Genomic DNA, 24,634 nt, shown 5'->3' with positions numbered 1-24,634 from the left:
CGCGGCGTCTGGTGCGGTGCATCGCAAGGCGGAGGGTCGTCCGCGTACTGGGCGTACGCGGGCGATCCCGACAACGCGGCGAGGCGCCGTGCCAGACGCCGCGGGGCAGGCGGGACTTTCGAAACACGCCCTAGCCGCGACCTCCGGTGCGTCCCTCGGACAGTGCCGCGTTGCGCAGGTGTTCGGCGAGCGCCTCGGTGGCCGTCGACGAGGCGCGGTCCTTGACGCCCCAGGCCAGCAGATGGTGGCGACGGGCCCAGGGATCCTGCAGTTCGCACACGGTGAGTGCCTGGTCGGGGTCGATGGCGCGACGCGGTACGACGGCCAGCCCGACGCCTGCGGCCGCGAGGGCGACGAGGACGCCGAGGTCGGCGACGGTGGTGCGGTAGCGCGCCACCGGAGCGTGCGGCCCGAGGTGCTTCTCGATCCAGCGGCGCAGCGAGGAGCCGGCGTCGAGCCCGACGAGCGGGTGCTCGGCGACCTCGCTGTAGGTCAGCGAGGTCCGACCGGCGATGATCCCTCCCGCCTGGCCGATCACCACGAGGGAGTCGTCACCGAGGGGCTCCAAGTGCAGGCCGCAGTCGCGGGCCTCGTCGTCGACGACGACTCCCAGGTCCGCCTCGCCGTCGGCGAGCATCCGCACCGTTTGCGGCGTGCGGCTCTCGTACACCGTGACGTCGACGTCCGGGTGCGCGCGGAGGAACGACACCAGGGCCTGTGGCACGAGCCGATGCATCGCGGACCCGCCCGCCAACAGGGTCAGCGGAGCGGTCGGGGACCGGGTGTAGCTGGCGACGGCGCTTTCGAGCCGCGCGGTCTGGTCCAGCACATCGCGTGCGTGGCGCGCCAGCGTCGTCCCCGCCGGCGTGGGCCGTACGCCCCGTCGTCCGCGGATCAGCAGAGCCACGCCGGCGTGGTGCTCCAGCGAACGCACCCTGGCGCTGGCCGAAGGAAGGCTCAGGTGCATCCGCTCAGCACCCGCCGTGATGGACCCCTCCGTCACGATGTGGAGAAAGAGCCGCAGGTCGTCCAGGTCATAGCGCACCGTCCCAGCCTAAGGCTCAGGCTTAGGCAGGCTGCGCCGAATACGCATTGTGGACCCACCGGTCGCGCGGCGATGCTCGGCGGGTGTTCGAGTTGTTTCCTGTCCTGCTTGCCGGTGTCGCGGCGGGCGTGCTGAACGCCATGGGTGGTGGGGGCACGTTCGTGGCGCTGCCCGCTCTGGTGGCGTTCGGCCTGTCGCCGGTGGCGGCGAACGCGTTGTCGCGAGTCGCCCTCGTACCGGGTGCCGTGGCCAGTGCGTGGGTCTACCGGGGCGAACTCACCCCGATCGGGGACACGTCGACCAAGGCGCTGACGGCGATCAGCGTGACCGGCGGCGCAGTCGGTGCCGGGTTGCTGCTGGCGCTGCCGGCCTCGTCGTTCGACGCCGCGGTGCCGTGGCTGCTCGCCCTGGCCACGGTCGTCCTCGCCTTTGGGCGCCGCATCTCCCGGGCGTTGAGCACTGTGCGGGGCCGCACGGCCGGTATGAGTTCCCGAGCCGTCCTGATCGGACAGTTCTGCCTCTCCGTGTACGGCGGATACTTCGGCGGTGCCGTAGGCATCATGATGCTGGCTCTATGGAGCATCGGCCTCGGTCTTGACGCCGGGGACAGCAACCCGATGCGGACCGTGCAGCTCGCGGCCATCTATCTCGGCGCGACTGTGCTGTTCCTCGTGGCCTCGGACGCACTGAGTGATCCGCTCGTCCTCACCGTGGCCGTGCTCGGGGCGGTGGTCGGCGGCTTCGCCGGCGCCCACTTGGCGCGCCGTCTGCCCGCCCGGCTGCTGCGCGGCGTCATCCTCACCACCGCCGTCCTCATGACCGTTCTGTATTTTCTACGCGATTTTCTGCGCGGCTGACCATGTGGGGGAAGCTGCGATGATCGTCCCCGATCGTTGGGAGCTGAGGCTGACCGACATGAGCGAAGGCGACACGGGAGCCACCGCACCGTATACGGCTGCGGCGCGAGCGAGGCTGGTGATGGCCTACGACGCCTGCGTACTGGCCGACCTCGCGCGAGCCGCGGTTCCCATCGGCGAGCACGAGCTGAACAGCGACGGGACCACCCGTTCGCCGGGGGCCGTGCTGGCCGACGCCGCCCGAGTGCTCGCGGCTGCGCGGCGGTTCTTCGAAACCGCCGCTGTGTTCGAGCGCGTGGGCGGCGCCGACTGGCAGCTGATCGGCGACATCCTGGGGGTGTCTCCACAAGCCGCCCGGGTGCGCTTCGCCATGGCCGAGACCGGCTTCCGGGAGGAACTGCGCCGCCCCGAAGGAACCGGTCCCACCGAAGCCGGTGAGGCGAGCCGTCTGCGCGCCCACATGGTCAGGGAGCCGCTGGAGACGGCCCTAGACCTCGACGACTGGGTACTGCGCCATCAGGACGGCGACGGCGACCTCGGCACCACACCGGTCTCCGGCGGCTTGGCCCGGACCGATCCTCGACGGCACGCCGAGAGGCAACCCTGACCGGGCGCTCCGGGGAGCCGTTGGCCGGAACGGCCCCCCGGGTCGTCGTGGGTTCTCAGGCGCCGATGTCGCGGCCGTCGGCGCGCCACACCGAGACCACGGCCGGGCGGACGATCTTGCCGGGTCCGTCGGGCCAGGTGCTGGCCGGCTTCTCGACGGATGCGCCGTCGACCTCGCCCGGGTGCTGCACGGCCACCACCACGCGCCGGTCCTGGACGATCGGCCCGCAGGTCTCGGCGCCGGTGGGCACCGTCAGGAACTGCTTGAGCTCACCGCGCCGGTCGCCACGCGTGGCGACACCGAAGAGGCCGTCGTGGGAGCCGAGTTGGCTGCCGTCGGTGGCGATCCACAGGTTGCCGTGCGGGTCGAAGGCCACGTTGTCCGGGCAGGAGATGGGGCTGACCTTCTCCTTGGGGAACCCGGCGAAGTAGGTGGACGGGTCGGCGGGGTCGCCGGCGACGAGGAAGACCGACCAGGCGAAGGTGGTGCTCTCGGGCTGGTCCCGGCCCTCGGTGAGCTCCAGGATGTGCCCGTGCTTGTTGGCGTTGCGGGGGTTGGCCTCGTCGGCGGGCGCTTGGCCGCTCTTGCCGCGGTTGGTGTTGTTGGTGAGGACGACGTAGACCTTGCCGGTGTGCGGGGAGGGCTCGATGTCCTCGGGGCGGTCCATCTTGGTGGCGCCGACCTTGTCGCCCGCCAGCCGCGTGAACACGAACACCTCTTCGGCGGTCATGCCCTGGACGTGGGAGACGGCGCCGTGGGCGGTGGCGGTGGCGAGCGGAATCCAGGTGCCGGAGCCGTCGAACTCGCCGTCGGCCGGCAGCTTGCCGCTGCCGTCGATCTCCGAGGCGGGGGAGTCGCCGGTGAGCTTGGCGACGTAGAGGGTGCCCTCGTCGAGCAGCGTCAGGTTGTGTTCACGCGCCGCGCGGCTGTTCCCGTGCTGCATCTGCTTGCTGCCGACGAACTTGTAGAAGTAGTCGAACCGTTCGTCGTCGCCGGAGTAGACGACGGGCCGCCCGTCCGCGGTGAGCCGCACGGTGGCGGCCTCGTGCTTGAAGCGACCGAGAGCGGTGTGCTTGCGGGGCGTGGAGGTGGGGTCGTACGGGTCGAACTCGACGACGTAGCCGAAGCGGTGGACCTCGTTGGGCTCCTGGGCGATGTCGAACCGCTTGTCGAACCGTTCCCACTTCCGCTCGGTGGCACCGGTTCCGATGCCGTACCGCTTGTCGGTGGTCCGGCCGCCGTTCGCGAAGTACTGGTTGAAGTTCTCCTCGCCGTGGAGGGTGGTGCCCCACGGGGTGGTGCCGCCGGAGCAGTTGTTGAGGGTGCCGAGGACCTTGCGGCCGCTCGGGTCCGCGGAGGTCTTCAGCAGGGCGGACCCGGCGGCCGGCCCGGTGAGACGGAACTCGCTGGTGGCGGTCACACGGCGGTTCAGGGGGTGGCGCGGGACGGCGGTGAGGCGCCCGGTGCGCTTGTCGTTCTGGACCACGACGGCGGACAGACCGTGAGCGGCCCAGGCGACCTCGGCCTGCTGCCGGGTGGGGTTCTCGGGGTCGTACCCCCGGAACATGATCACCTCGTCGGTGTACTCGTGGTTGGCGACGAGGAGCTGGAGGTCGTGCTCGCCCTGGATCGGCAGGAGGGCGAGGAAGTCGTTGTTGTACCCGAACTGGCCGGCCTGGGCGGCGGCGGTCTGGTTCTCGGGGTCGAAGGCGGGGGCGCCGCGGAGGATGGGGTCGCCCCAGCGGATGACGACGTTCTGGTCGTAACCGGCGGGGATGGTCACGGCGTCGGCGGTGTTGGGGGCGACGGAGGTGAAGCGGAGGCCGCGGGCGGCGTCACCGCTGCCCTCCGCTGTGCCCTGCCCCTTCGGGGCGGCCTGGGCCTCGGGCGCCGCGGCCGTGAGGGCGGCCGTGCCGGTGGCGGCGGCCACGGTCACGACGGCGGCGGCGCGCAGGGCGGAACGGCGGCTGAGGGCACCGGCGATGACATCGCCGACGTACTCGCCCGAGCTGGTGTTGGGCACCTCGTGGAAACACGCGTCGCCGCAGCGGTAGCGGCAGGTCAGGGCGGACCGTCCGCCGGGATGCGAACCTGACGGCGTTCCGATCAGCGGCAGCAGCTTGCGCACTTTACTCCCCTATACGAACCCTTGGTAGAGCGTGACGCTAGGAGGGCCGAGTGTGCGGTAGCCATGCCAGTGAATGAACTGTCGGTGAACGAGAGGAAACCGTACGGAGGTCGACGGGGCGTGCCGTGCCGGCCCGCGGAACGGGGCCGTGGGGACGTGTGACGGCGGAAGCGAGCACTTCACGCCGGCGGGACATCCCACAACCCCGCCGGTACGACTCACTCTTTCCCGGGCTGCGGCCAGGGCCGGCCAGATGGCGGTCGGGTGGGCGGCGTTCGAGCCGTGGCTGATGGAACTGCCGTAACCGGGCCCCCAACCCAGGCCGACCGGGGCCAAAAACCGGAACGCGGCGTGCGACGGCCCTGTTCGGCGTCCTGAGTCACCAGGGGGCCGGATGGGTGCGACCCGTGTTCCTGTCGTGGGGTGGTCGGTGACGCGGCGGGGTGTGAGCGGCGAGTGCACGGGCGCGGCTGTTCACGGGCGGGAGGGTGGCTCCTCGAACAGGACTCTCAGTGCGACCTTTCGGTAGTGCTGGATGTGCCGCAGTGAGAGGTCCGCGGCGCGTTCCGCGTCTCCGGCCGCGATCGCCTCGTACAGGCCGCGGTGGTCGTCCCACAGCGGGTGGGGATCGTCGATCTGCTGGAAGAGCCAGCGCAGTCGTCCTTCGAGCGAGCCGAGCGTGGTGCTGAGCAGGTCGTTGCCGGCGAGTTCCATGATCTGGTGGTGAAAGGCGGCGTTGGCGCGCGAGATGCGCTCGGGAGTGCCGGACATGGTGGCTCGCCGTGCCGCCTGCAACAGCTTGGACAGGTGCTGGAGTTGGTCCGCGGTCGCGCGCTCGGTGGCGCGGCGCGCCGCCAGGACCTCCAGGGCCTCGCGCATGTCGAAGAGGTTCTCGACGTCCTCGCGGGTCATGCCGCGCACGACGATGCGGCGGGGTGAGAGCGCCTGGAGGAAACCCTCGGACAGCAGAATGCGGATCGCCTCGCGCACCGGCACGCGTGAGACCCCGAACTCCTCCGCCACTTCACGTTCCAGGAGGCGGTCTCCCGGTCTCAGGCGGCCTGTGATGATGCGGTCGCGCAGGCCTTCGCAGACCTGATCGCGCAGCCACATCGAACCGGTGGCCGAGGTGGCGGCCGGCTGCTGTGCCGCCGGGGCGGCGTCAACCGCTGCGGTCTTCTTCGGGTTCACAAGCCCTCCGGGCGTGTCGTGGAAAACAAGGTATACCAAAACCTTGACGCGGAGTTCTCGCGCCCTCCATTTTAGGTATACCAAGCCGGTGAACGGCCTGGCTGTGACGTTGCTGCAGCTGTCCTGGTCCCGCCTGGACCCCGTCCTGGCCCGGTGCCGGACCGTGCCCCTTTCACCTCCTTTCCCATGCTGAATCGAGGGTTCACCATGAGTGCCTCAGCAAGACAGCCCGCCTCAGGGCCTGCCCCGGGGAGCACCCCGGACGCGGACGTCGAGACCGCACCCGGTTCCACCTCCCCCGCGGGCGCCCGGCCCAGCCGGGTGCGCTGGACCATGTTCGTGCTGCTCCTCGGTGTCGTCGCGCTCAACTACATCGACCGCAGCTCCGTCTCGGTGGCCCTGCCACTGATCACGAAGGATCTCGGCCTCTCCAAAGAGACCACCGGCTTCGTCCTGAGCGCGTTCTTCTGGACATACGCGCTGATGCAACTGCCCAGCGGCTGGCTGATAGACCGCTTCGGCGCCCGGTTCATGGCGTCCGGCGCCTGCGTCGGCTGGGGCGTCGTCCAAGCGCTCACCGCCGGCGCGACAAGTGCGGGCTCGCTGCTCGGGCTGCGACTCGCGCTCGGCGCCGTCGAAGCCCCTGTGATGCCGGCCGGCGGCAAGCTCAACGCCCAGTGGCTGCCCGCCCGGGAGCGCGGCAGGGGCGCGGTGCTGCTGGACGGCGGCGCCCCGCTCGGCGCGGCGCTCGGCGGCATCATCATCTCCGGCCTGATCACCTGGACCGGCAGCTGGCGCGTCAGCTTCGTCATCGCCGGTGTGCTGACCTCCGTCGTCGGGCTCTACGCGGCCTGGTACATCCGCAACACTCCGCGCGAGCATCCCCGCGTCAACGAAGCGGAGGCCACGTACATCGAACAGGCCCACGCGGAGGAGGACGCGCAAGCGGAGAAGGGCGGCCGCGCCGGGCTGCTGCCCTACCTCAGGCACCGCTCCTTCTGGGCGATGTGTCTGGGCTGGATGGGCTTCAACGGCGTCTTCTACGGGCTGCTCACCTGGGGTCCCCTCTACCTCTCCGAGGCCAAGGGCTTCGACATCAAGTCGATCGGCTGGTCCACCCTCGCCATCTTCGGCGCCGGCTTCGTCGGTGAACTCGCCGGCGGCTGGCTGTCCGACCGCTGGCAGGCCAAGGGCACCTCGGTCAACACGGTCATGCGCACCCTGCTGGGTGTGGCCGGTGCCGTCGTCGTAGCCGGACTGCTCGGCGTGGTGCTGGTGCCGGACGCCGTCACGGCCGTCGTCCTGCTCTCCACCGTGCTGTTCTTCCTGCGCTGGGCCGGCCTGTACTGGTCGCTGCCGTCCATCCTCGCGGGCCGCGCCAACGCCGGGATCGTCGGCGGCGCCATGAACCTCTCCGGGAACATCGCCGGCATCGTCACACCGATCGTCGTGGGCTTCATCGTCGGCGGCACGGGCTCCTACACCTGGGCCCTTCTGTACTTCGTCGGCGCGGGTGTGCTCTTCACCGCGTCGTCCCTCGCCCTCGACTGCAGCAGGAGGCTCACGACCCGATGACGACGTTCCCGACGACCTCCACAGTGACGACCGCGTTGACGCGCGCGAAGCCCGACGGGCTGCCCCATCGGCTGGGCATGCTCACCCCGTCCTCCAACACCTGCCTGGAGCCGGTGACCTATCGGCTGCTGGGAACCACCGGCGCCGACGCCGGTGTGACGGCGCACTTCGCCCGCGTGCCCGTCACCCGCATCGCGCTGGACGGCGGCTGCGACGCGCAGTTCGACACCGCGCCGATGCTCACCGCCGCCCGGCAACTCGCCGACGCCAAGGTCGATGTGATCGCGTGGAACGGCACCTCCGGCTCCTGGCTCGGCGTCGACCGCGACCGCGCACTGTGCGCCGCGATCACCGAGGCCACCGGCGTGCCCGCCACCACCTCCACCCTCGCGCTGCTCGACGCCTGCGCCGCCTACGGCGTGACCCGGCTGGGACTCGCCCTGCCCTACACCCGCGATGTGGCCGAGCGGATCGCGGCGACGTACGCCAAGGAGGGCGTCGTCTGCACCCTGGAGGCCGAGCCGTTCGGGATCAGCGACAACGAGGCCTTCGCCCGCATCCCGCAGGGCGAGGTCGCCCGCCAGATCCGCGACGCCGCGCGCGGGGACGCCCACGCGGTCGCCGTCGTCTGCACCAACGTGCACGGCGCCGGGATCGCCGGGGAGCTCGAACGGGAGCTGAGGATCCCGGTGTTCGACAGTGTCACCGCGACCCTGTGGAAGTCGCTGGACCTGGCCGGCGCCGCGCCCGCGCTCCCCGGCCACGGCGACCTGCTGCGTACCGGCAGCCTGCGCGCCCGCTTCCAGGAGGTGCTGACGGACCTGCTCGCCGCGACCGGTGCCGACCGCACCACCTTCCGTGTCGACCTGCCCGAGCACGGGCTGCACGTCGACCTCACGGCGGGCGAGGCACACCGCGAGGGTGTGCGGTCCATCCGCCGTGACGCCTCCCTCGACCAGCGGCGGCTGAACACCGTCGAGTGGCTGGAACGCAACCGGACCCCTCTCGTCCAGCCGCACTTCGAGGCTGTCCCGCACCCGCCGCAGGCGCTGATCGACGTCTACGGAGTGCACGCCCAGATGCTCGGCCCGGTCGAACGCGACGGTTCCCTCGCGGGCTGGCTCTCCGTGCACAGCATGGAGGAGCGCGACTGGTCCGACGCCGACACCGCCGCGCTGACCGCCGCCACGGCCCGCATCCACAGCGCCCTCGACCACCGACTCTGACCTCTTCGTACGAAAGGCGATCCGCACCGTGACGCAGGAAAGCACCATCCAGGCCACGACGACCGGGTCCACGGCCCCCAAGGACATCAAAATCGCCCTCGGTGTCGACGTGGACGCCGTCGCCGGCTGGCTCGGCTCCTACGGCGGCGAGGACTCCCCGAACGACATCCAACGGGGCGTCTTCGCAGGCGAGGTCGGAACCCCGCGGCTGCTGAAGCTGTTCGAGCGGTACGGCATACGCACCAGCTGGTTCATCCCGGGCCACTCCATCGAGACTTTCCCCGAGCAGACCCGGATGGTCGTCGAGGCGGGCCACGAGGTCGGCGCCCACGGCTACTCGCACGAGAACCCGATCGCGATGACCCCGCGGCAGGAGGAGGACGTCCTCGCCAAGTGCGTGGAGCTCATCGAGCAGTACACCGGCCGCAAGCCGCGCGGCTATGTCGCGCCCTGGTGGGAGATGTCGCCGTACACCGCGGAGCTCCTGCACAAGTACGGCTTCTCCTACGACCACTCGCAGAACTACCGCGACTTCACGCCCTTCTACGCGCGCGTGGGCGACCAATGGACCAAGATCGACTACACCGCCGAGGCCAAGGACTGGATGAAGCCCCTGATCCACGGCCACGAAGTCGATCTCGTCGAGTTCTGCGGCAACTGGTACGTCGACGACCTGCCTCCGATGATGTTCAACAAGCATGCCCACAACAGCCACGGCTACGTCAGCCCGCGCGTCCTGGAACAGGACTGGAAGGACCAGTTCGACTGGGTCCACCGGGAGTTGGACTACGCGGTCCTGCCGATCACGCTGCACCCCGACGTGAGCGGCCGCCCCCAGGTGCTGCTCATGCTGGAACGCTTCATCGACTACGTCTCCGGCCACGACGGGGTCAGTTTCTGCACGCTGGAGGACGCGGCGGACGACTTCCGCCGCCGCTTCCCCTTCGACGGACCCGACCGTCCGGCCGACATGCACTGAGCCCGCCCGCGGCAGGCGGCCCGTCCCCGCCCCGGGAGGTGCCCGGCAGCGGTGCGTCGGCGCAAGGTCGGGACAAGGGGGAGGAACACCCTCTCGTCCCGGCCGCCTGCGCACCGGAACGGCTCCCCGCGGAAGCGCGGGGAAGCCGCACCGAACCTCGGCTGCTGTGAAGCCGGCCGATGCAATCCCGACGACTTGGCCACGAGTCGCATCCGGTCGTGTACAACCGTTCGCATGATGATCCGTACAGGCGGTCCGGAAGACGCGACTGACATCCTCACCCTGCTCGACTCAGCGGTCGCCTGGCTGGCCGCCCATGGCCGCACCGGGCAGTGGGGCGACCGGCCCTGGTCCACCCGCCCGGCGGCCGCCGACCGCATTCGCGCCTACACCCGCGACTACCTGGTCCGGATCGCGGAGGAGGACGGGCGCACGATCGGCTCCGCCGTCCTTGCCGAGGAGCCGCCCGCCGGCGTCCCGCCGGTGGATGAGCGCGAGCTCTACGTCCGCAACCTGGTCACCGACCGGACCCGTACAGGCTCAGGAATCGGCGCCGCACTGATCGCGGACGCCCTTGACGAGACCCGTCGCCGGGGCATCGGCCTGCTCCGCGTCGACTGCTACGCGGGTGGCGACCGCCGCCTGGTTGAGCAGTACCGGCGCCTGGGCTTCACGCCGACCGACGCGTTCGAGGTGGAGCGGCCCGACCAGGAAGCCTGGCCGGGCCAGGTCCTGGAGATCCGTATCTGACGCCCCGCCGGATCGGAGCAGTCGTCCCTGACAAGGAGATCGCCGCCCGTGTTCCGGCGCGACCTGGACGCAGGCGACGCAGGCGATCGCCACCGTGGCTCAGGGCGTCGCGAAGGGGGCGTACGGGGGAACCGGTCGACCTCGTCCGCGGCCGTGGTCGGGATGACCCGGGCGCCGGCCGCGGACACCAGGGCGGCGACGCCAGTGATCAGGCCTGAGGTCGAGGACGGCCGCGACGACGGCCTCCGCGTTGGCCGGCCCGTCACTCATCCTCAAGAGGACCGCACGGCCGTCGTTCATGGCACGGCCTGCGCGGGAGGCGCGTCAGACCCGGTCCAGGGGCCGGTGCGGGCCGCTGGGCGGTTCTGCTTCGATCGTGTCGCCGGGACGCGCCACGCCGCCTTCCCTCACGATGGTCATGATTCCGGCTTTGCGCACGATGTTCCCCGCCTCGTCGCGGCCGACGACCTGCTTCAGCAACCCGTTCTGGAAGTTGTCGATCTGCAGGCAGGGATTGCGGAGGCCGGTGACTTCCAGGACCGCAGAGTCGCCGATGCGCAGCAACGTTCCGACCGGCAGACCGAGCAGATCGATGCCGCGCGTGGTGATGTTCTCGCCGAGGTCGCCGGGCGCCACCGTGAACCCTTCTTCGCCGACCTCGTCGAAGAGCTCTTCCTGAATGAGGTGGACTTGGCGCAGATTCGGCTGGGTGGGATCCTGCGCGACGCGCGACCGGTGCTTGACGGTCACACCGGCGTGCACGTCACCCTCCACACCGAGCCCGGCGAGCAGTCTGATGCTGTCCCGGTTCGGCTTGGTGAACGAGTACTCCCCGTTGCTGCTGACCGCCGTCACTCTCCCGCTCATATTTCGGAACCCCCCTCTTCGGTGACAACGGTCAGCCACGAGCCTAGCCGTCTCTCAGCGCATCCGCCCCAGCACCTCCCGCACCCGCCGGGCGTCACGGATCCGCTGCTCGTACGTCGCGCCCAGCGTGAGCAGCAGCAGCCCGGCGAGCGCGGGAGGCAGCCAGCGGGGGAGTGCGCCCGCCAACTCCACCAGATAGGGGGCGAGTTCGTGCAGCGCGCCCAGCACGAGCACGCTCCCGCCGAGGACGAGCGGCGCCTGGAGCCGGTGGCGGGCACCCAGCAGGGTGACGACGAGGGCCGCCGTGCCGAGCAGCAGGGGGCGTGGCCAGTCCGCGTCGGCCCATGCCGTGAGCAGGCTCGGCACGAGCGTCGCCGAGAGCCCGGGACCGTATGCCGTCCATGACGAGGCCTGGGGGTCCCGGCGGCGTCGGACGAAGCCCACGGCCAACGCCGGGACGGTCACCGGCAGGGCGTACGCCTCCGGGGCGTCCACGGCCCACGACCCGAGCCGCACCCAGGTGGCCAGCACGAACAACGCGGCGGCCGCGTACCCGGCCTGACGGCGGTCCGCGCGCACGGCGGTGCCCGCGGCGATCACCCCGCACAGGGCCAGTACGAGGGCCAGCACGGGTGCGTCGGTGACGGCCAGCCCGATGGCCAGGAGCGCCGCGACGGCGCCCGTGGCCTCGACCGGAACCGCGGTCCGCGGGACCCGCCCCGCGAGCAGGGCGGCGGCGGCCGGGACGACCAGGACCAGCAGCGCCGTGTGCGCGGCAGGCCAGCCCGCGGCGGCACCCGCCGCACAGGCCAGACCCGCCGCACCGGCCAGGGACGCGCTCGCGCAGACGGCGGTCTGACGCGGGTGTGCGGCGGCCACCGCGAAGATTCCCGTCAGCGCTGCGAGCACGGCCAGGGTCGCGCCCTGGGAGGCGAGCGAGAGGAGTGCGAGGCCGGCCGCGGTGAGCAGGGAGAGGAGGAGGGCGGTGAGGGACGTCGGCGTCCGACGCGCGTACGCCGCCACGACCAGCGCCGCCACGGCTGTCAGCCCCTGCGCGAACAGTCCTGCCATGTACGGGAGTTGCTGTGTGACCGGGAAGATGAGCGAGGTCGCCCAGACCAGGACCACGACACCGGCCGCGGCCGGGTCGCGCCGGGCCGTGGTGGCACGGGCCGCCCCGGCCAGAACCGCCGCGACGACCGCGAGCACCAGCGGCGCGGCCGCCGCGTCCGCCGGCCAGGGCGCCCAGACCGTCACCGCGGCGCGCAGATCCGACGGTGCCCCGGACCAGGCCCGTCCCGTCCATCCGACTGGACCCAGCAGCGCCACGACGACCAGGGGCAGTGCCCACACCACCGCCAGCGTCTGGACGGCGGCCGACGCCCGGGCGACACCGCGCCGCACCGGATCCGGGAGTGGACCGCGGAGGGCCGACAGCAGCCCGACTCCGCAGGCCAGATGGACGGGCACCGTCCACACACCGGGCAGCGACGCGCGCGGGACGCCGCCGAGCGCCGCGACCAGGAGCAGCCCGCCGGTCACCGCGGCGCCGGTGGCAAGTCCCTGCCGCGGGGCGCGCCAAGCGGCGTACAGCGCGATCGCCGCCGCGAGGGCGAGGAGCGCCGCCGCACGGGCGGCGGCGCTCGGTCCGGAGGCCTCCCAGGAGAGCACCCCGGCCGCCGCCACGCCACAGCCGCCCATCCCGTACGCGCCGACGGCGGCGGTGATGCGCAGGGACCTCGCGGACGTGCGCAGCGCGACGACCGTGTCGAACGCGGCCGTCAGCAACAGCGCGGCCGTGATCGCGTACGGGCCCCCGTCGGTGGCCACCGCCCACAGCAGAAGGGGGAGTTGGGCGGCGGCCAGCGCGGCGGGGAAGGGGATGCGCAGGGAACCGAGTCCCTTGCCGTACCCCCACCACACCCCGGCCAGGAACGCCGCCGCGACGGCCCCGTACCCCGTGCCGTCGGCGGCCGTCAGCGCGACCTCGTGCAGCGCGTACGCGTCGAGCACCGTCAGCGCCAGACCGAGGCCCGCCAGCGCCTCAGCCGTCGAACGCAGCCCGCGCTTCAGCAGGAGCAAGGGCGCGCCGAGCGCCGCCACGGTCACCGTGGCGAGCACCAGAGACCGCCCGACGATCCCCAGGTGCCCCCAGCTGACCAGGGCGAACGCGATCGCGGCGACGGTCAGCAGGACGCCGCCGAGGACGAGGAGCACGTTCTGTACCCGGGGCGCGGTGGTCTCGGGCCGCCGCGACACCGGCGGAGGGGGCGGGAAGGCCGGCTGGAGGAGACCGATGAGCTGGGCACGGCGGGCCAGCAACTGGGCCCGGCGGGCGTCGAGTTGCCACAACTCCGCGTCGACGGTCCGCAACTCCTCGGCTGGTGGCGGTAGGTGGGTCATGCCGTGGAGTGTGGCGCGCGTCATGCCGAGGAGCATGAGCGCACGTACTCAGGCCGTACTCAGATCCCGCGCGGCGGAGGCTGTGATCGCGGTCGGCGGAGTGTGGCTGCCGCAGCCTGTCACCAGGACAGGTCGTCCAGCAGCGGTACAGGTGCCTCCCGCTGCTCGTCGGCCAGTGACTGCTCGGCCCAGATGACCTTGCCCCGGGGCGTGTGCCTCGTGCCCCAGCGCTGGGCGAACCGGGAGACGAGGAACAGTCCGCGCCCGCCCTCGTCCGTCGTGGCCGCCCGGCGCAGGTGCGGGGAGGTGCTACTGCCGTCGGAGACCTCGCAGATCAGGGCGCGGTCGTGCAGCAGCCGCACCCGGATTGGCTCGGCACCGTAGCGGATGGCGTTGGTGATCAGCTCGCTGAGGATCAGCTCTGTGGTGAAGCCGACCTCGTCCAGCCCCCACTCCTCCAGTTGCCGGGTACACGCCGCCCGGACGTGGGCCACGGCAGCGGGGTCGAGCGGTACCTCCCAGTCAGCGACCCGCGCAGGGTCCAGCAGACGGGTACGGGCCACCAGCAACGCGATGTCATCGCTGGGGTGTACCGGCAGCATGGTGGCGAACACCGCCTGGCAGGTTTCCTCCGGGGAGGTCGCCGCCGGCTCGGACAGGGCCGTGCGCAGAAGATCCAGACCGGTGTCGATATCGCGCTCGCGGCTTTCGATCAGTCCGTTGGTGTAGAGCACGAGTCGGCTCCCCTCGGCGAGTTCCAGTTCGGAGGTCTCGATGGGCAGAACGCCCAGGCCCAGGGGTGGTGAAGCGGGCACGTCGGGGAAGACCACCGCGCCGTCGGGGTGGACGAGGGCAGGGCCGGGATGGCCGGCCCGAGCCAGGGTGCAGTGGCCGGAGACCGGGTCGTAGACGGCGTACAGGCAGGTGGCTCCGGTGACGGATTCACCCTCGTCCTCGGCCGCCTGGGCGAGGTCGGTCCGGGTGACCAGATCATCCAGGTGTGCCAGGAGCTCGTCGGGAGGCAGGTCCAGGGCGGAGAAGTTGTGGACCGCGGTGCGCAGCCGTCCCATGGTGGCGGCGGCGTGCAGCCCGTGCCCGACGACGTCCCCGACCACCAGAGCCACCCGGGCTCCTGGCAGCGGGATGACGTCGAACCAGTCGCCGCGGACCCCCGCCTGCGCGGGCAGATAGCGGTGCGCCACCTCCACCGCCTCCTGCTCGGGCAGACCGCGGGGCAGCAGGCTGCGCTGCAGGGTGACGGCCATGGTGTGCTCGCGGGTGTAGCGGCGGGCGTTGTCGATGCACACCGCCGCGCGGGCGACCAGCTCCTCGGCGACGACCAGATCGTCCTCCTCGAACGGCTCGGAATGCTCTGAGCGGTAGAAGGTGACCAGGCCCAGGGCGACGCCGCGGGCGTGCAGCGGGACGGTGACGAGACCGTGTATCCCGTGATCGAGGAAGCGCCGGAGCAGATCCGGTTCCTGCGCCCGCCACCTGGGGGAGTTGCGCAGGTCGGGCTCGAGGACCCCCTTCCCCGTCTCGAGGGCCAGGGCGTGTGGTGTGGACCCGGGATAACGGATCAGCTCGCCCAGCGCGAAGACCGGCTCGTCCCGGTGCTCTCCGCCCACGGCCGTACGGCGCAGCTCCAGTTCGCCGCTCACCGGTTCGTCACCTCGGAGGACGGGCTCTGCCAGATCGACGGTGACCGTGTCGGCGAAGCGCGGAGCGGCCAGCTCCGTCAGTTCCTCGGCGGTCCGTGTCACGTCCAGGGTGGTGCCGATCCGCACGCTGGCGTCGTACAGCAGTGTCAGGCGCTCCCGTGCCACCTCCGCCTTGCCGACGAGCGCGCGCAGCTCGGTGGTGTCGCGAAGCGTCGCGACACTGCCGGGCCGGCCTCCATACGGTGCCGTGGGCCGTGTACTGACAGCCAGCAGGCGGTCCGCGGCCAGGTGGACCTCGTCGCTGACCAGGCGATCCGAGGTCAGCAGTTCGGCGGTCCCCGGCTCCAGGCCGAGCTCCGTGACGTGGCGCCCCTCCGCGTCGGCGGACAGCTTCAGCAGGTGGCGGGCCTCGTCGTTCGCCAGCAGAAGTCGCCCGTCGCCCCCGATGATGACGACGCCCTCCCGGATGGCGTGGAGAACCGCGTCGTGGTGCTCGTACATGCGCGTCATCTCGGCAGGACCCAGGCCGTGAGTCTGCCGCCGCAGCCGCCTGCTCACCAGCGCCGCTCCGCCCATCGACAGGGCCAGCACAGCACCCGCGGAGCTCAACAGGACCGGTAGCTGGCGCTCCACCACGGCATTCACGCTCTGGACCGTGATCGCGACCGACACCCCGCCGAGGAAGGAGCCATCGGTGTCGTGAATGGGGGCCGTCGAGAGGACGGAGGGACCTTGGGTCGCGGTGAAGCTCGCCGTCTGGCTCTTGCCGGACAACTGCGCCTTCACAAACCGTTCTGGGCCGATGATGTGCTTCCCGATGAGGCCCGGGTCAGGGTGGGTGTAGCGGATTCCTTTCGCGTTGTACACCACGACGGCGTCCACACCGGACTTCTTACGGACCTCTTCCGCACGTGGCTGCAGCACCGCGGTCGGATCATGACTCTTCAGCGCGGTCGCCATTCCCGGGGAGTTCGCGAACGCCTCGGCGAGGGCGAGCGACCGGTGGCGAGCGTCGGCTTGGCTTTGACTCCGGGCCTGCAACACCAGCGTCACCAATGCCGCAGCGATCAGCAGCACCACGAGCGCCAGCTGCAGGACCAGGACCTGACCGGCGACACTGCGCCAGCGCAGCAGGGAGCCGGGACGCCTTCCGGTCGACGGATACGAGGCGTCTGGCCGGATTCGAGCACCTTTCCCGGCTTTATCCCCTGGTCGACTGAAAAATCGAGTCATGTCAGCATTCTGTGCCCGGGTGCCCGGCGACATTCTGTGCCCGGGTGCCTGGCGACCTCTTCCTGCCGACACCCGGGTACGTGGTGGTGTGCGACGACCACTTGTGCGTCGCTGGGAGGTCGCCAGGCTGCGGCTGTCCTTGCTCTCACAGCCTGGCGACCAGTTCGGTGGGTGGCAACGGGTGCGGGAATCCGGTGCGCTGCCTCGCTCCCGGCCCGTGGCTTGCCGTCCGTTCCCGGTCACGCCGCCCGGCGGGCCGTCGCGCTCCTGGTGGTCAGGATGCGGTGGACCAGCCGGGCACCGGCACGCGCCGTGCGGTGGTCGACGTCGAGGTCCGGATTCAGCTCGGCGACGTCGCAGACGGCCAGCTTCCCGCTCGCCGCCACCGCGGCGCAGACGTGCTCGGCGACCTCCATCCGCACGCCGTAGGCGGCGGGGGCACTCACACCCGGAGCCGTACTGGCGGGGAGCACGTCGAGGTCGATGCTGAGGTGCACGACGTCGCAGCTCGAGAGGAACTCGTCGATGAACGCGTCGACGCGCTGCAGGTCGGGCAGGCCGCACTCGGTGTCGAGCAGGTACCGCACCCCGAGCCTGTCCGCGGTGTGGAAGAGACGGGTGGTGTTGCTCGGCTGGCTCACTCCGAGCACCCAGTAGTTCAGCTGCTGTCCGCGCCGCTCCTCGCCTTGTGCCATCTGGAGGAACGGTGTGCCGGAGCTGGGCCGGACGTCGTCGCGCAGGTCGAAGTGCGCGTCGAGGTTCAGCACGCCGAGGCGAGCGCCCTCGCGCAGGGCGCGGGTGCCGGCCAGCCCCAGGTAGCTGCCGTAGGCGACCTCGTGGCCGCCGCCGAGTACCACCACGGGGTGGCCGCGGTCCACGAGCGAGTTGACTACCCGGCCCAGGCGGTGCTGCCCGTTCTCCAGGTCGCCGCCGGCCACCTCGACGTCGCCGGCGTCCAGCGCCCGCACCGGCGCCGGCAGCGCCATGGACGCGAGGGCGCCGCGCAGCGCGCGCGGGCCGTCCGCCGCACCCTGACGGCCCTTGTTCCGCCGGACTCCCTCGTCACTGCGGAAGCCGACGAACGCGACGTCACCCGGTTCGGTGTCATGGGGTTCGAGGCCGACCACATGGTGCCAGCGGAGGTTGTCGGCCCCGGGCCCGTCGTCCCGGCCCGTCCAGGGCTCGGGCGCCACATCCGCCGTCACCGTCACGGTCTGGGCAGTCATGGCCACAGTGCTGTCCGTGCTCATTCGGCGTCGCTCTCCGCCATCGGGACGCGCACTCCGCGCTGCTGCGCCACCGAGGTGGCGTGCTCGTAGCCGGCGTCCACATGACGGATGACGCCCATGCCGGGGTCATTGGTCAGCACGCGGGAGAGCTTCTGGGCCGCGAGATCGGTGCCGTCGGCGATGCAGACCTGGCCGGCGTGGATGGAGCGACCCATGCCGACGCCTCCGCCGTGGTGGATGGAGACCCAGGACGCGCCGGAGGAGGTGTTCACCAGGGCGTTGAGCAGTGGCCAGTCGGCGATGGCGTCGGATCCGTCGATCATCGACTCGGTCTCGCGGTACGGCGAGGCGACGGAGCCGGAGTCCAGGTGGTCACGGCCGATGGCGATCGGAGCGGACAGTTCGCCGGAGGCGACCATCTCGTTGAACCGCAGACCGGCGCGGTGGCGCTCACCGTAGCCGAGCCAGCAGATGCGGGCGGGCAGGCCCTCGAAGGCCACGCGCTCACCGGCCATCTTGATCCAGCGGTGCAGGTGCTCGTTCTCCGGGAACAGCTCCAGGATGGCCTTGTCGGTGGCCTCGATGTCCTTGGGGTCGCCGGACAGGGCGGCCCAGCGGAACGGGCCGAGCCCCTCTTCGAACAGCGGGCGGATGTGCGCCGGCACGAAGCCGGGGAAGTCGAACGCGCGCTGGTAGCCGGCCTTGCGGGCCTCGTCACGGATGGAGTTGCCGTAGTCGAAGACCTCGGCTCCGGCGTCGAGGAAGCCGACCATGGCCTCGACGTGCTTGGCCATGGACGCGCGGGAGCGCGCGGTGAAGTCGGCCGGGTCCTTGCGCGCCTGCTCGTGCCACTCCTGCATGCTCACCCCGATGGGCAGGTAGGACAGCGGGTCGTGCGCGGAGGTCTGGTCGGTCACGATGTCGATGGGCGCCCCCATCTCCAGCAGCTTGGGGAACACCTCCGCGGCGTTGCCGGTGAGGCCGATGGACAGTGGCTTGCGGGCGTCCCTGGCCTCGACGGCGAGCCGGAGCGCGTGGTCGAGGTCGTCCGCCGCGACGTCGAGGTAGCGGTGGGCGATGCGGCGCTCGATACGGGTGGGGTCGCAGTCGACGCAGATGGCGACACCGTCGTTCATGGTCACGGCGAGCGGCTGGGCTCCGCCCATGCCGCCGAGTCCGGCGGTGAGGGTGATGGTGCCGGCCAGGGTCCCGTCGAACTTCTTCCGCGCGACGGCGCCGAAGGTCTCGTAGGTCCCCTGGAGGATGCCCTGGCTGCCGATGTAGATCCAGGAACCGGCGGTCATCTGACCGTACATGGTCAGGCCCTGAGCCTCGAGGGACCGGAACTCCTCCCAGTTGGCCCAGTCGCCGACCAGGTTGGAGTTGGCGAGGAGCACCCGCGGTGCCCACTCGTGGGTGCGCATCACGCCGACCGGCTTGCCGGACTGCACGAGCAGCGTCTCGTCGTTCTTCAGCGTCTTGAGGGTGCGGACGATGGCGTCGTAGGCGGCCCAGTTGCGGGCGGCCTTGCCGGTGCCGCCGTAGACGACCAGCTCCTCCGGGTGCTCGGCGACCTCGGGGTCGAGATTGTTCATGAGCATCCGCAGGGCGCCTTCCTGCTGCCAGCCGAGGCAGTTCAGTTCGGAGCCGCGGGGGGCGCGGATGCTGCGGGCCTCTTGGGAAACGCCGGCCATGCTGCTGCCTCCTGAGTGGTGATGTCGAAGCTTGTTGCGTGCCCCCATGACACGGGAGGAGCACACCGGTGGCCAGGCGCGTCGGCCGGATTTCTCGGATCCGAGAAACCAGCTCCGCGGAGAGGGACGAACCAGCTCGGCGGACGACGAACCAGCTCACCGGACGGGGACGAAGGCGCTTCCCCTAGAATTTTTCCGACAGCCCGCCGGCCGGGCGTTGGGGGGACCAAGGGTGACGAGGATGGTGAACGGCGTGGCCGTGGAGGGTGCGGACCTCGCCCGTCTGTACGAGGAACAGGCGCCGGGTTCGGCTCCCGCGTACCAGCGGGTGAAGGACCTCGTGACCGAGCAGATCACCAGTGGTCGCTGGCGCGAGGGCGACGCCTTGCCGTCGGAGAACCAGTTCGTCGAGTCACTCGGCCTGTCCCGCATGACGATCAACCGCGCGCTGCGCGAGCTGACCGCGCAGGGCCTGCTCCGGCGGGTCATGGGGGTGGGTACCTTCGTGGCCCTGAACAAGGGCAGTTCCGCCTTGGTCGAGGTGCACAACATCGCCGACGAGGTCCGCCGCCGCGGCCACCGCCATCACACCCGGGTGCTGTCCTTGCGCGAGGAGGAGGCAGGGCCGAAGATCAGCGCCCAGTTCGGCCTCGGCGAGCGGCACACGGTCTTCCGGTCCCGAGTGGTGCACTTCGAGGACGACGTGGCCATCCAGTTGGAGGACCGCTACGTCAATCCGGACTTCGCCCCCGGTTACCTGGAGCAGGATTTCACCCGGCGCACGCCGTTCACGTTCCTCTCCGAGGTCGCGCCGCTGGGCAAGGGGGAGCACATCGTGGAGGCGGTGCTTCCGTCCGCGGAGGAGTGCGCGATCCTGGGCGTCGAGGAGTCGGAGCCGTGCTTGCTGATTCAGCGCCGCACCTGGTCGCAGGGCGCGCTCGTCAGCATCGCGCGGCTGCTGCATCCCGGTTCACGGTATCGCCTCGAGGGCACGTTCGACACTCACTGACCGCCGAGCCGCGCACCGGTCATGCCGCGTCCTGGGAGCGCCGCTGTCCCGGGGACGGATCCTGTGCCCCTCTGCCACCCGCCGGCCTCGCGGGAGCGCGGCCGGACACCGCGGCCGTCAGCCGCGCCGCCCCCTGTTGCAGGACGTGTCGCACATGGTCCGCGTCATGCCGGCTGTAGTGCCGGCTCCATGTGCTGCTGAGCGCCGCCACGGGCCGCTCGTTGTGGTCGAACGCCGCCACCCCCACCGAGCGGAGCCCCTCGGAGACCAGCTCGATCTCCTCCGACCAGCCGCGCTCACGGTCGCGCGCCAGCAGGCTCCGCAGTTCGGACAGTGAGCGCGGGCCCTTGCCCGTGCGGGTGACGAGGTTGCCCGGTCGCGGGAAGAGGGCCCGCAGTTGCGCTTCGCCGGAGTGGGCGAGGATCGAACGGCCGTTGGCCGTCAGGTGCGCCGGCAGCCGGACACCGATGTCGGTGACGAGGGCGACGTCGACGTCGCCGCCCTGACCCGCGGGCGGGCGCTCCTTGAGCAGGTAGACCGACTCCGCGCCGTAGAGGATGCCCAGGTGCACGGTCTGGCCCAGACGATGGGCCAGATTGCGCAGGATCGGGCGCGCGAGCCGCTCCAGTGGTTCGTGCCGCAGATAGGCGGAGCCGATCTCGAAGGACGCGACGCCCAGACCGTACGCCTGCTCCTTCGGGACGTAGGTGACGAAGCCGCGCTCCACCAGCACCGAGAGGATGTGGTAGACGGACGAGCGCGGGATGCCCAGATCCCGGGCCAGCGCGGCGGCCTGCGTGGGGCCCGAACGGCCGGCGAGGTGCAGCAGGATGTCCAGTGCCCGCCCGACCGCGGGCGAGGTGCTGCTCGATTTCGTCTCGATGATCTCGTGTCCGCTCACTGGTTCACCTATTGACGGGCCTGTCTATACAGGAATATACAAGGCTCTCGTTCCATGGGCGCGGCGATGCCCGTCGCAGCAGCGGCAAGCGCCCCCCTCACCTCTCACCCGTCCGGGACGTTTCCGTCCCAAGGAGGGCAGCACGTTGACTACCGACACGGCGACCTTGAGCAGGGGACTCAAGTCCCGGCACATACGTTTCATCGCCTTGGGCTCCGCGATCGGGACGGGGCTTTTCTATGGATCCTCCGAATCCATCAAGGCCGCCGGTCCCGCGGTCCTGCTGGCGTATCTGATCGGCGGAGCAGCCGTCTTCCTGGTGCTGCGATCCCTCGGTGAGATGGCCGTGAGCAACCCCTGCGCCGGATCGTTCGGCGAGTACGCGACGAAGTACCTCGGCCCGCTGGCCGGCTTCGCGACCGGATGGACCTACGCGTTCGAGTTGGTCATCGTCTGTCTGGCGGACGTCACGGCCTTCGGCGTGTACATGGGCTTCTGGTTCCCCGACGTACCGCGCTGGATCTGGGTGCTGGCCGTGGTCGTCATCGTCGGCGCGATGAACCTCTTCAGCGTCAAGGTCTTCGGCGAGCTGGAGTTCTGGCTCTCCCTCGTGAAGATCGTCGCCATCATCGCGATGATCATCGCCGGTGTGGCGATCCTCGTCCTCGGCCTGCACAGCGGCGGCGGCCACGTGGGGGTGTCGAACCTCTGGAGCAACGGCGGATTCTTCCCGAACGGGGCCCAGGGCTTCATCATGTCGTTCGCGGTGGTCATGTTCGCCTTCGGCGGCACCGAGATCATCGGCGTCACCGCCGGGGAGGCTCAGGACCCGGAGAAGACGATCCCGAGCGCGGTCGACACGATCCCCCTGCGCATCGTGCTGTTCTACGTGCTGACCCTCGCAGTGATCATGTCGCTCAACCCCTGGCAGCACGTCGACGCCGCGGGCAGCCCCTTCGTTCAGATCTTCGTCGGCCTCGGCGTGAAGTCCGCGGCGACCGTGCTCAACGTCGTGGTCATCATCGCGGCCCTGTCCGCGATCAACAGCGACATCTTCGCCGCCGGGCGCATCATGTACGGCATGGCCGAGCGCGGCCAGGCGCCCGCGGTCATGCGGCGACTCTCCCGCAGCGGCGTGCCGTGGATGACCGTGGTCATCATGATGGGCGCGCTGCTGTTCGGCGTCCTGCTGAACTACCTGATGCCCGAGAACGTCTTCCTCGTCATCGCCTCGATCGCGACCTTCGCCACGGTCTGGGTATGGCTGATGATCCTGCTGGCACAGGTCGCGGCACGTCGCAAGATGTCCCCGCAGGAGAGGGCCGCACTGAAGTACCCGGCTCCGTTCTGGCCCTACGGCCAGGTCGTCGCGATCGCCTTCATGATCGGCGTGCTGTTCCTTCTCGCCTTCTCCGACAGCACCCGTGTCGCTCTGATCGTCGGCGCCGTCTGGCTGGCCCTCATCTCCGGCGTGTACTACCTCCGGGGCCGTCCGCGGCCTCCCCGTTCCTCGGATCTCGGCGAACACCCGGCGCGGACAGAGGCGCAGCCCGTCTCGGCGGCACAGGGATAACCGGACAGGGAAAACCACACACCCTTGAACACGGATGAGGGTCCGCCCGGCCGGGCGGACCCTCATCCGTGTCCCCACTTCGGCAAAGTCTGGAATCCCAGACGGTGAGTGCCGTCAGCGCCTCGCGAACCTGCTCTGACATGGGACTTCATAGATTCATGACTGTTGTTGTGAATGTCGGCCCCCTGTCCGCCGACGAAGTTGTCTCCGTCGCCCGTCACGACGAGCCCGTGGTCCTCGCGCCGGAGGCACTGAAGGAGATCGCCCGCAGCCGGGAAGTGATCGAGGGCCTCGCCCACGACACGGTCCCGCACTACGGTGTCTCCACCGGTTTCGGCGCACTGGCCACCCGGCACATCCCCACCGAACTGCGCACTCAGCTCCAGCGCAGCCTGGTGCGCTCGCACGCCGCGGGCTCCGGTCCCGAGGTCGAGCGTGAGGTCGTCCGCGCTCTCATGCTGCTGCGTCTGTCGACCCTCGCCACGGGACGCACCGGCGTCCGTACGGAGACCGCCGAGGCCTACGCCGCGCTGCTCAACGCCGGAATCACCCCGGTGGTGCGCGAGTACGGTTCCCTCGGTTGCTCCGGCGACCTCGCCCCCCTCGCACACTGCGCACTGGCGATCATGGGCGAGGGCGAGGTCCGGGACGCGCAGGGTGTGCTCAAGCCGGCCGCCGAGGCGCTCGCCGCCGCCGGGATCACCCCGGTCGTCCTCCAGGAGAAGGAGGGCCTGGCGCTCATCAACGGCACCGACGGCATGCTCGGCATGCTGGTCCTGGCCTGCCACGACCTGCGGCTGCTGCTGCGCACCGCCGACATCACCGCGGCGATGAGCGTCGAGGGACAGCTGGGCACCGACGCCGTCTTCGCCGCCGACCTGCAGGCGCTGCGCCCGCACCCGGGCCAGGCCGACAGTGCCGCCAACCTGCGGGCGCTGCTCGCCGGTTCGGCGATCGTGGCCAGCCACCGCGGTCCGGAGTGCACGCGGGTCCAGGACGCGTACTCGCTGCGCTGTTCCCCGCAGGTCCACGGTGCGGCCCGCGACACCCTCACGCACGCCGAGCTGGTGGCCTCCCGCGAACTGGCCAGCGCGGTGGACAACCCGGTGGTCACGCTCGACGGAAGGGTGGAGTCCAACGGCAACTTCCATGGCGCGCCCGTCGCCTGCGTCCTGGACTTCCTGGCCATCTCGGTGGCCGACCTCGCCTCGGTCGCCGAGCGTCGCACGGACCGGTTCCTCGACGTGTCCCGGAACCACGGCCTGAACGCGTTCCTCGCCGAGGACCCGGGCGTCGACTCCGGACACATGATCGCCCAGTACACCCAGGCGGCGATCGTCTCGGAGCTCAAGCGCCTGGCCGGCCCGGCCTCCGTCGACTCCATCCCCTCCAGCGCCATGCAGGAGGACCATGTCTCGATGGGGTGGGCCGCCGCCCGCAAGTTGCGCCGCGCCATCGACGGGCTCGCCCGTGTCCTCGCCGTGGAGCTCTGCACCGCTGCTCGTGCCCTGGATCTGCGCGCCCCGCTGACGCCGGCACCGGGTACCGCCGCGGTACGTGACGGTCTGCGCGAGGTGGTCGAGGGTCCCGGCGCCGACCGCTGGCTCGCCCCCGAGATCGAGGAGGCCGTCCAGTTCGTGGCCTCCGGCCGGGCCCTTGCCGCCGCCGAGGCCGAGGTCGGCCCCCTCCACTGACGGCCTCCCTCT

The 24,634-nt window shown here is 70.9% G+C and carries 18 protein-coding genes and 1 pseudogene; 9 read left to right on the top strand and 10 right to left on the bottom strand.

Going from position 1 to position 24,634, the window contains the following annotated elements; genetic code table 11:
• Positions 1-130 precede the first annotated feature (130 nt).
• Positions 131-1,045, bottom strand: a complete 915-nt coding sequence (locus ACFY4A_RS35865) for a LysR family transcriptional regulator (protein WP_390833498.1) — start codon at positions 1,043-1,045, stop codon at positions 131-133.
• 83 nt (positions 1,046-1,128) lie between these two features.
• Between ACFY4A_RS35865 and ACFY4A_RS35860 the strand changes: the two genes are divergently transcribed.
• Together ACFY4A_RS35860 and ACFY4A_RS35855 are read left to right on the top strand one after the other, a co-directional pair.
• Positions 1,129-1,902 (top strand): sulfite exporter TauE/SafE family protein, encoded by a 774-nt coding sequence (locus tag ACFY4A_RS35860; protein ID WP_390833497.1) that lies wholly within the window; start codon positions 1,129-1,131, stop codon positions 1,900-1,902.
• 19 nt (positions 1,903-1,921) lie between these two features.
• Positions 1,922-2,509: a hypothetical protein gene (locus ACFY4A_RS35855; protein ID WP_390833496.1), complete on the top strand. Its 588-nt coding sequence runs from the start codon at positions 1,922-1,924 to the stop codon at positions 2,507-2,509.
• 55 nt (positions 2,510-2,564) lie between these two features.
• Here the strand turns inward: ACFY4A_RS35855 and ACFY4A_RS35850 are convergent, their stop codons facing one another.
• From ACFY4A_RS35850 to ACFY4A_RS35840, 3 genes and pseudogenes are all read right to left on the bottom strand, one after another.
• Positions 2,565-4,637, bottom strand: coding sequence for a PhoX family protein (locus ACFY4A_RS35850; RefSeq protein ID WP_390833495.1), 2,073 nt, complete (start codon positions 4,635-4,637; stop codon positions 2,565-2,567).
• 228 nt (positions 4,638-4,865) lie between these two features.
• A pseudogene (locus tag ACFY4A_RS35845) lies at positions 4,866-5,039 on the bottom strand (lipase); the annotation flags it as partial.
• A gap of 72 nt (positions 5,040-5,111) precedes the next feature.
• Positions 5,112-5,828 (bottom strand): GntR family transcriptional regulator, encoded by a 717-nt coding sequence (locus tag ACFY4A_RS35840; protein ID WP_390833494.1) that lies wholly within the window; start codon positions 5,826-5,828, stop codon positions 5,112-5,114.
• Between the two features lie 207 nt (positions 5,829-6,035).
• On the opposite strand from ACFY4A_RS35840, the gene ACFY4A_RS35835 reads away from it, so the two are divergent.
• The 4 genes from ACFY4A_RS35835 (at position 6,036) to ACFY4A_RS35820 (ending at position 10,358) form a co-directional block, all read left to right on the top strand.
• Positions 6,036-7,403, top strand: a complete 1,368-nt coding sequence (locus ACFY4A_RS35835; RefSeq protein WP_390833493.1) for an MFS transporter — start codon at positions 6,036-6,038, stop codon at positions 7,401-7,403.
• Positions 7,400-8,629, top strand: a complete 1,230-nt coding sequence (locus tag ACFY4A_RS35830; protein WP_390833492.1) for a GAF domain-containing protein — start codon at positions 7,400-7,402, stop codon at positions 8,627-8,629. Before ACFY4A_RS35835 ends, ACFY4A_RS35830 begins: the two co-directional genes overlap by 4 nt.
• Before the next feature lie 28 nt (positions 8,630-8,657).
• Positions 8,658-9,608 carry a polysaccharide deacetylase gene (locus tag ACFY4A_RS35825; protein WP_390833491.1) on the top strand — a complete coding sequence of 317 codons (951 nt, stop codon included), beginning with the start codon at positions 8,658-8,660 and terminating at the stop codon, positions 9,606-9,608.
• A 234-nt stretch (positions 9,609-9,842) separates the two neighbouring features.
• Positions 9,843-10,358 carry a GNAT family N-acetyltransferase gene (locus ACFY4A_RS35820; protein ID WP_390833490.1) on the top strand — a complete coding sequence of 172 codons (516 nt, stop codon included), beginning with the start codon at positions 9,843-9,845 and terminating at the stop codon, positions 10,356-10,358.
• A gap of 324 nt (positions 10,359-10,682) precedes the next feature.
• Here ACFY4A_RS35820 and ACFY4A_RS35815 read toward each other — a convergent pair whose 3' ends face one another.
• From ACFY4A_RS35815 to hutU, 5 genes are all read right to left on the bottom strand, one after another.
• Positions 10,683-11,225, bottom strand: coding sequence for an MOSC domain-containing protein (locus tag ACFY4A_RS35815; protein WP_390833489.1), 543 nt, complete (start codon positions 11,223-11,225; stop codon positions 10,683-10,685).
• 54 nt (positions 11,226-11,279) lie between these two features.
• The gene (locus ACFY4A_RS35810) at positions 11,280-13,628 is read right to left on the bottom strand and encodes an SCO7613 C-terminal domain-containing membrane protein (RefSeq protein WP_390833488.1); all 2,349 of its coding nucleotides are present in this window, start codon (positions 13,626-13,628) and stop codon (positions 11,280-11,282) included.
• A 119-nt stretch (positions 13,629-13,747) separates the two neighbouring features.
• Positions 13,748-16,522 (bottom strand): SpoIIE family protein phosphatase, encoded by a 2,775-nt coding sequence (locus tag ACFY4A_RS35805; RefSeq protein WP_390833487.1) that lies wholly within the window; start codon positions 16,520-16,522, stop codon positions 13,748-13,750.
• A 239-nt stretch (positions 16,523-16,761) separates the two neighbouring features.
• On the bottom strand, positions 16,762-17,748 hold the full coding sequence (hutG, locus tag ACFY4A_RS35800) for a formimidoylglutamase (RefSeq protein WP_390833486.1): 987 nt from the start codon (positions 17,746-17,748) through the stop codon (positions 16,762-16,764).
• A gap of 20 nt (positions 17,749-17,768) precedes the next feature.
• Positions 17,769-19,445 carry a urocanate hydratase gene (hutU, locus tag ACFY4A_RS35795; RefSeq protein ID WP_390833485.1) on the bottom strand — a complete coding sequence of 559 codons (1,677 nt, stop codon included), beginning with the start codon at positions 19,443-19,445 and terminating at the stop codon, positions 17,769-17,771.
• Positions 19,446-19,686: 241 nt separating this feature from the next.
• On the opposite strand from hutU, the gene hutC reads away from it, so the two are divergent.
• Entirely contained in the window at positions 19,687-20,454 is a 768-nt protein-coding gene (hutC, locus tag ACFY4A_RS35790) for a histidine utilization repressor (protein WP_390833484.1), read from the top strand.
• A gap of 19 nt (positions 20,455-20,473) precedes the next feature.
• On the opposite strand, the gene ACFY4A_RS35785 is transcribed toward hutC, so the two are convergent.
• Complete coding sequence (locus ACFY4A_RS35785) at positions 20,474-21,355, bottom strand: IclR family transcriptional regulator (protein ID WP_390833483.1); 882 nt, start codon at positions 21,353-21,355, stop codon at positions 20,474-20,476.
• A 145-nt stretch (positions 21,356-21,500) separates the two neighbouring features.
• On the opposite strand from ACFY4A_RS35785, the gene ACFY4A_RS35780 reads away from it, so the two are divergent.
• Positions 21,501-22,928 (top strand): amino acid permease, encoded by a 1,428-nt coding sequence (locus ACFY4A_RS35780; protein WP_390833482.1) that lies wholly within the window; start codon positions 21,501-21,503, stop codon positions 22,926-22,928.
• Between the two features lie 158 nt (positions 22,929-23,086).
• Positions 23,087-24,622: a histidine ammonia-lyase gene (hutH, locus tag ACFY4A_RS35775; RefSeq protein ID WP_390833481.1), complete on the top strand. Its 1,536-nt coding sequence runs from the start codon at positions 23,087-23,089 to the stop codon at positions 24,620-24,622.
• The last annotated feature ends 12 nt before the right edge of the window (positions 24,623-24,634 follow it).

Origin of the sequence: Streptomyces sp. NPDC001292 (assembly GCF_042896465.1) — a bacterium.
Classification (GTDB): Bacteria; Actinomycetota; Actinomycetes; order Streptomycetales; family Streptomycetaceae; genus Streptomyces.
This window is presented reverse-complemented; position numbering and strand designations above follow the sequence as displayed.

Coding starts and splice junctions, on each gene's coding strand:
- hutG (WP_390833486.1), bottom strand. CDS start 17,748: ATGACTGCCCAGACCGTGACGGTGACGGCGGATGTGGCGCCCGAGCCC.
- ACFY4A_RS35815 (WP_390833489.1), bottom strand. CDS start 11,225: ATGAGCGGGAGAGTGACGGCGGTCAGCAGCAACGGGGAGTACTCGTTC.
- ACFY4A_RS35830 (WP_390833492.1), top strand. CDS start 7,400: ATGACGACGTTCCCGACGACCTCCACAGTGACGACCGCGTTGACGCGC.
- ACFY4A_RS35835 (WP_390833493.1), top strand. CDS start 6,036: ATGAGTGCCTCAGCAAGACAGCCCGCCTCAGGGCCTGCCCCGGGGAGC.
- hutC (WP_390833484.1), top strand. CDS start 19,687: ATGGTGAACGGCGTGGCCGTGGAGGGTGCGGACCTCGCCCGTCTGTAC.
- hutU (WP_390833485.1), bottom strand. CDS start 19,445: ATGGCCGGCGTTTCCCAAGAGGCCCGCAGCATCCGCGCCCCCCGCGGC.
- ACFY4A_RS35820 (WP_390833490.1), top strand. CDS start 9,843: ATGATGATCCGTACAGGCGGTCCGGAAGACGCGACTGACATCCTCACC.
- ACFY4A_RS35805 (WP_390833487.1), bottom strand. CDS start 16,522: ATGACTCGATTTTTCAGTCGACCAGGGGATAAAGCCGGGAAAGGTGCT.
- hutH (WP_390833481.1), top strand. CDS start 23,087: ATGACTGTTGTTGTGAATGTCGGCCCCCTGTCCGCCGACGAAGTTGTC.
- ACFY4A_RS35855 (WP_390833496.1), top strand. CDS start 1,922: ATGATCGTCCCCGATCGTTGGGAGCTGAGGCTGACCGACATGAGCGAA.
- ACFY4A_RS35810 (WP_390833488.1), bottom strand. CDS start 13,628: ATGACCCACCTACCGCCACCAGCCGAGGAGTTGCGGACCGTCGACGCG.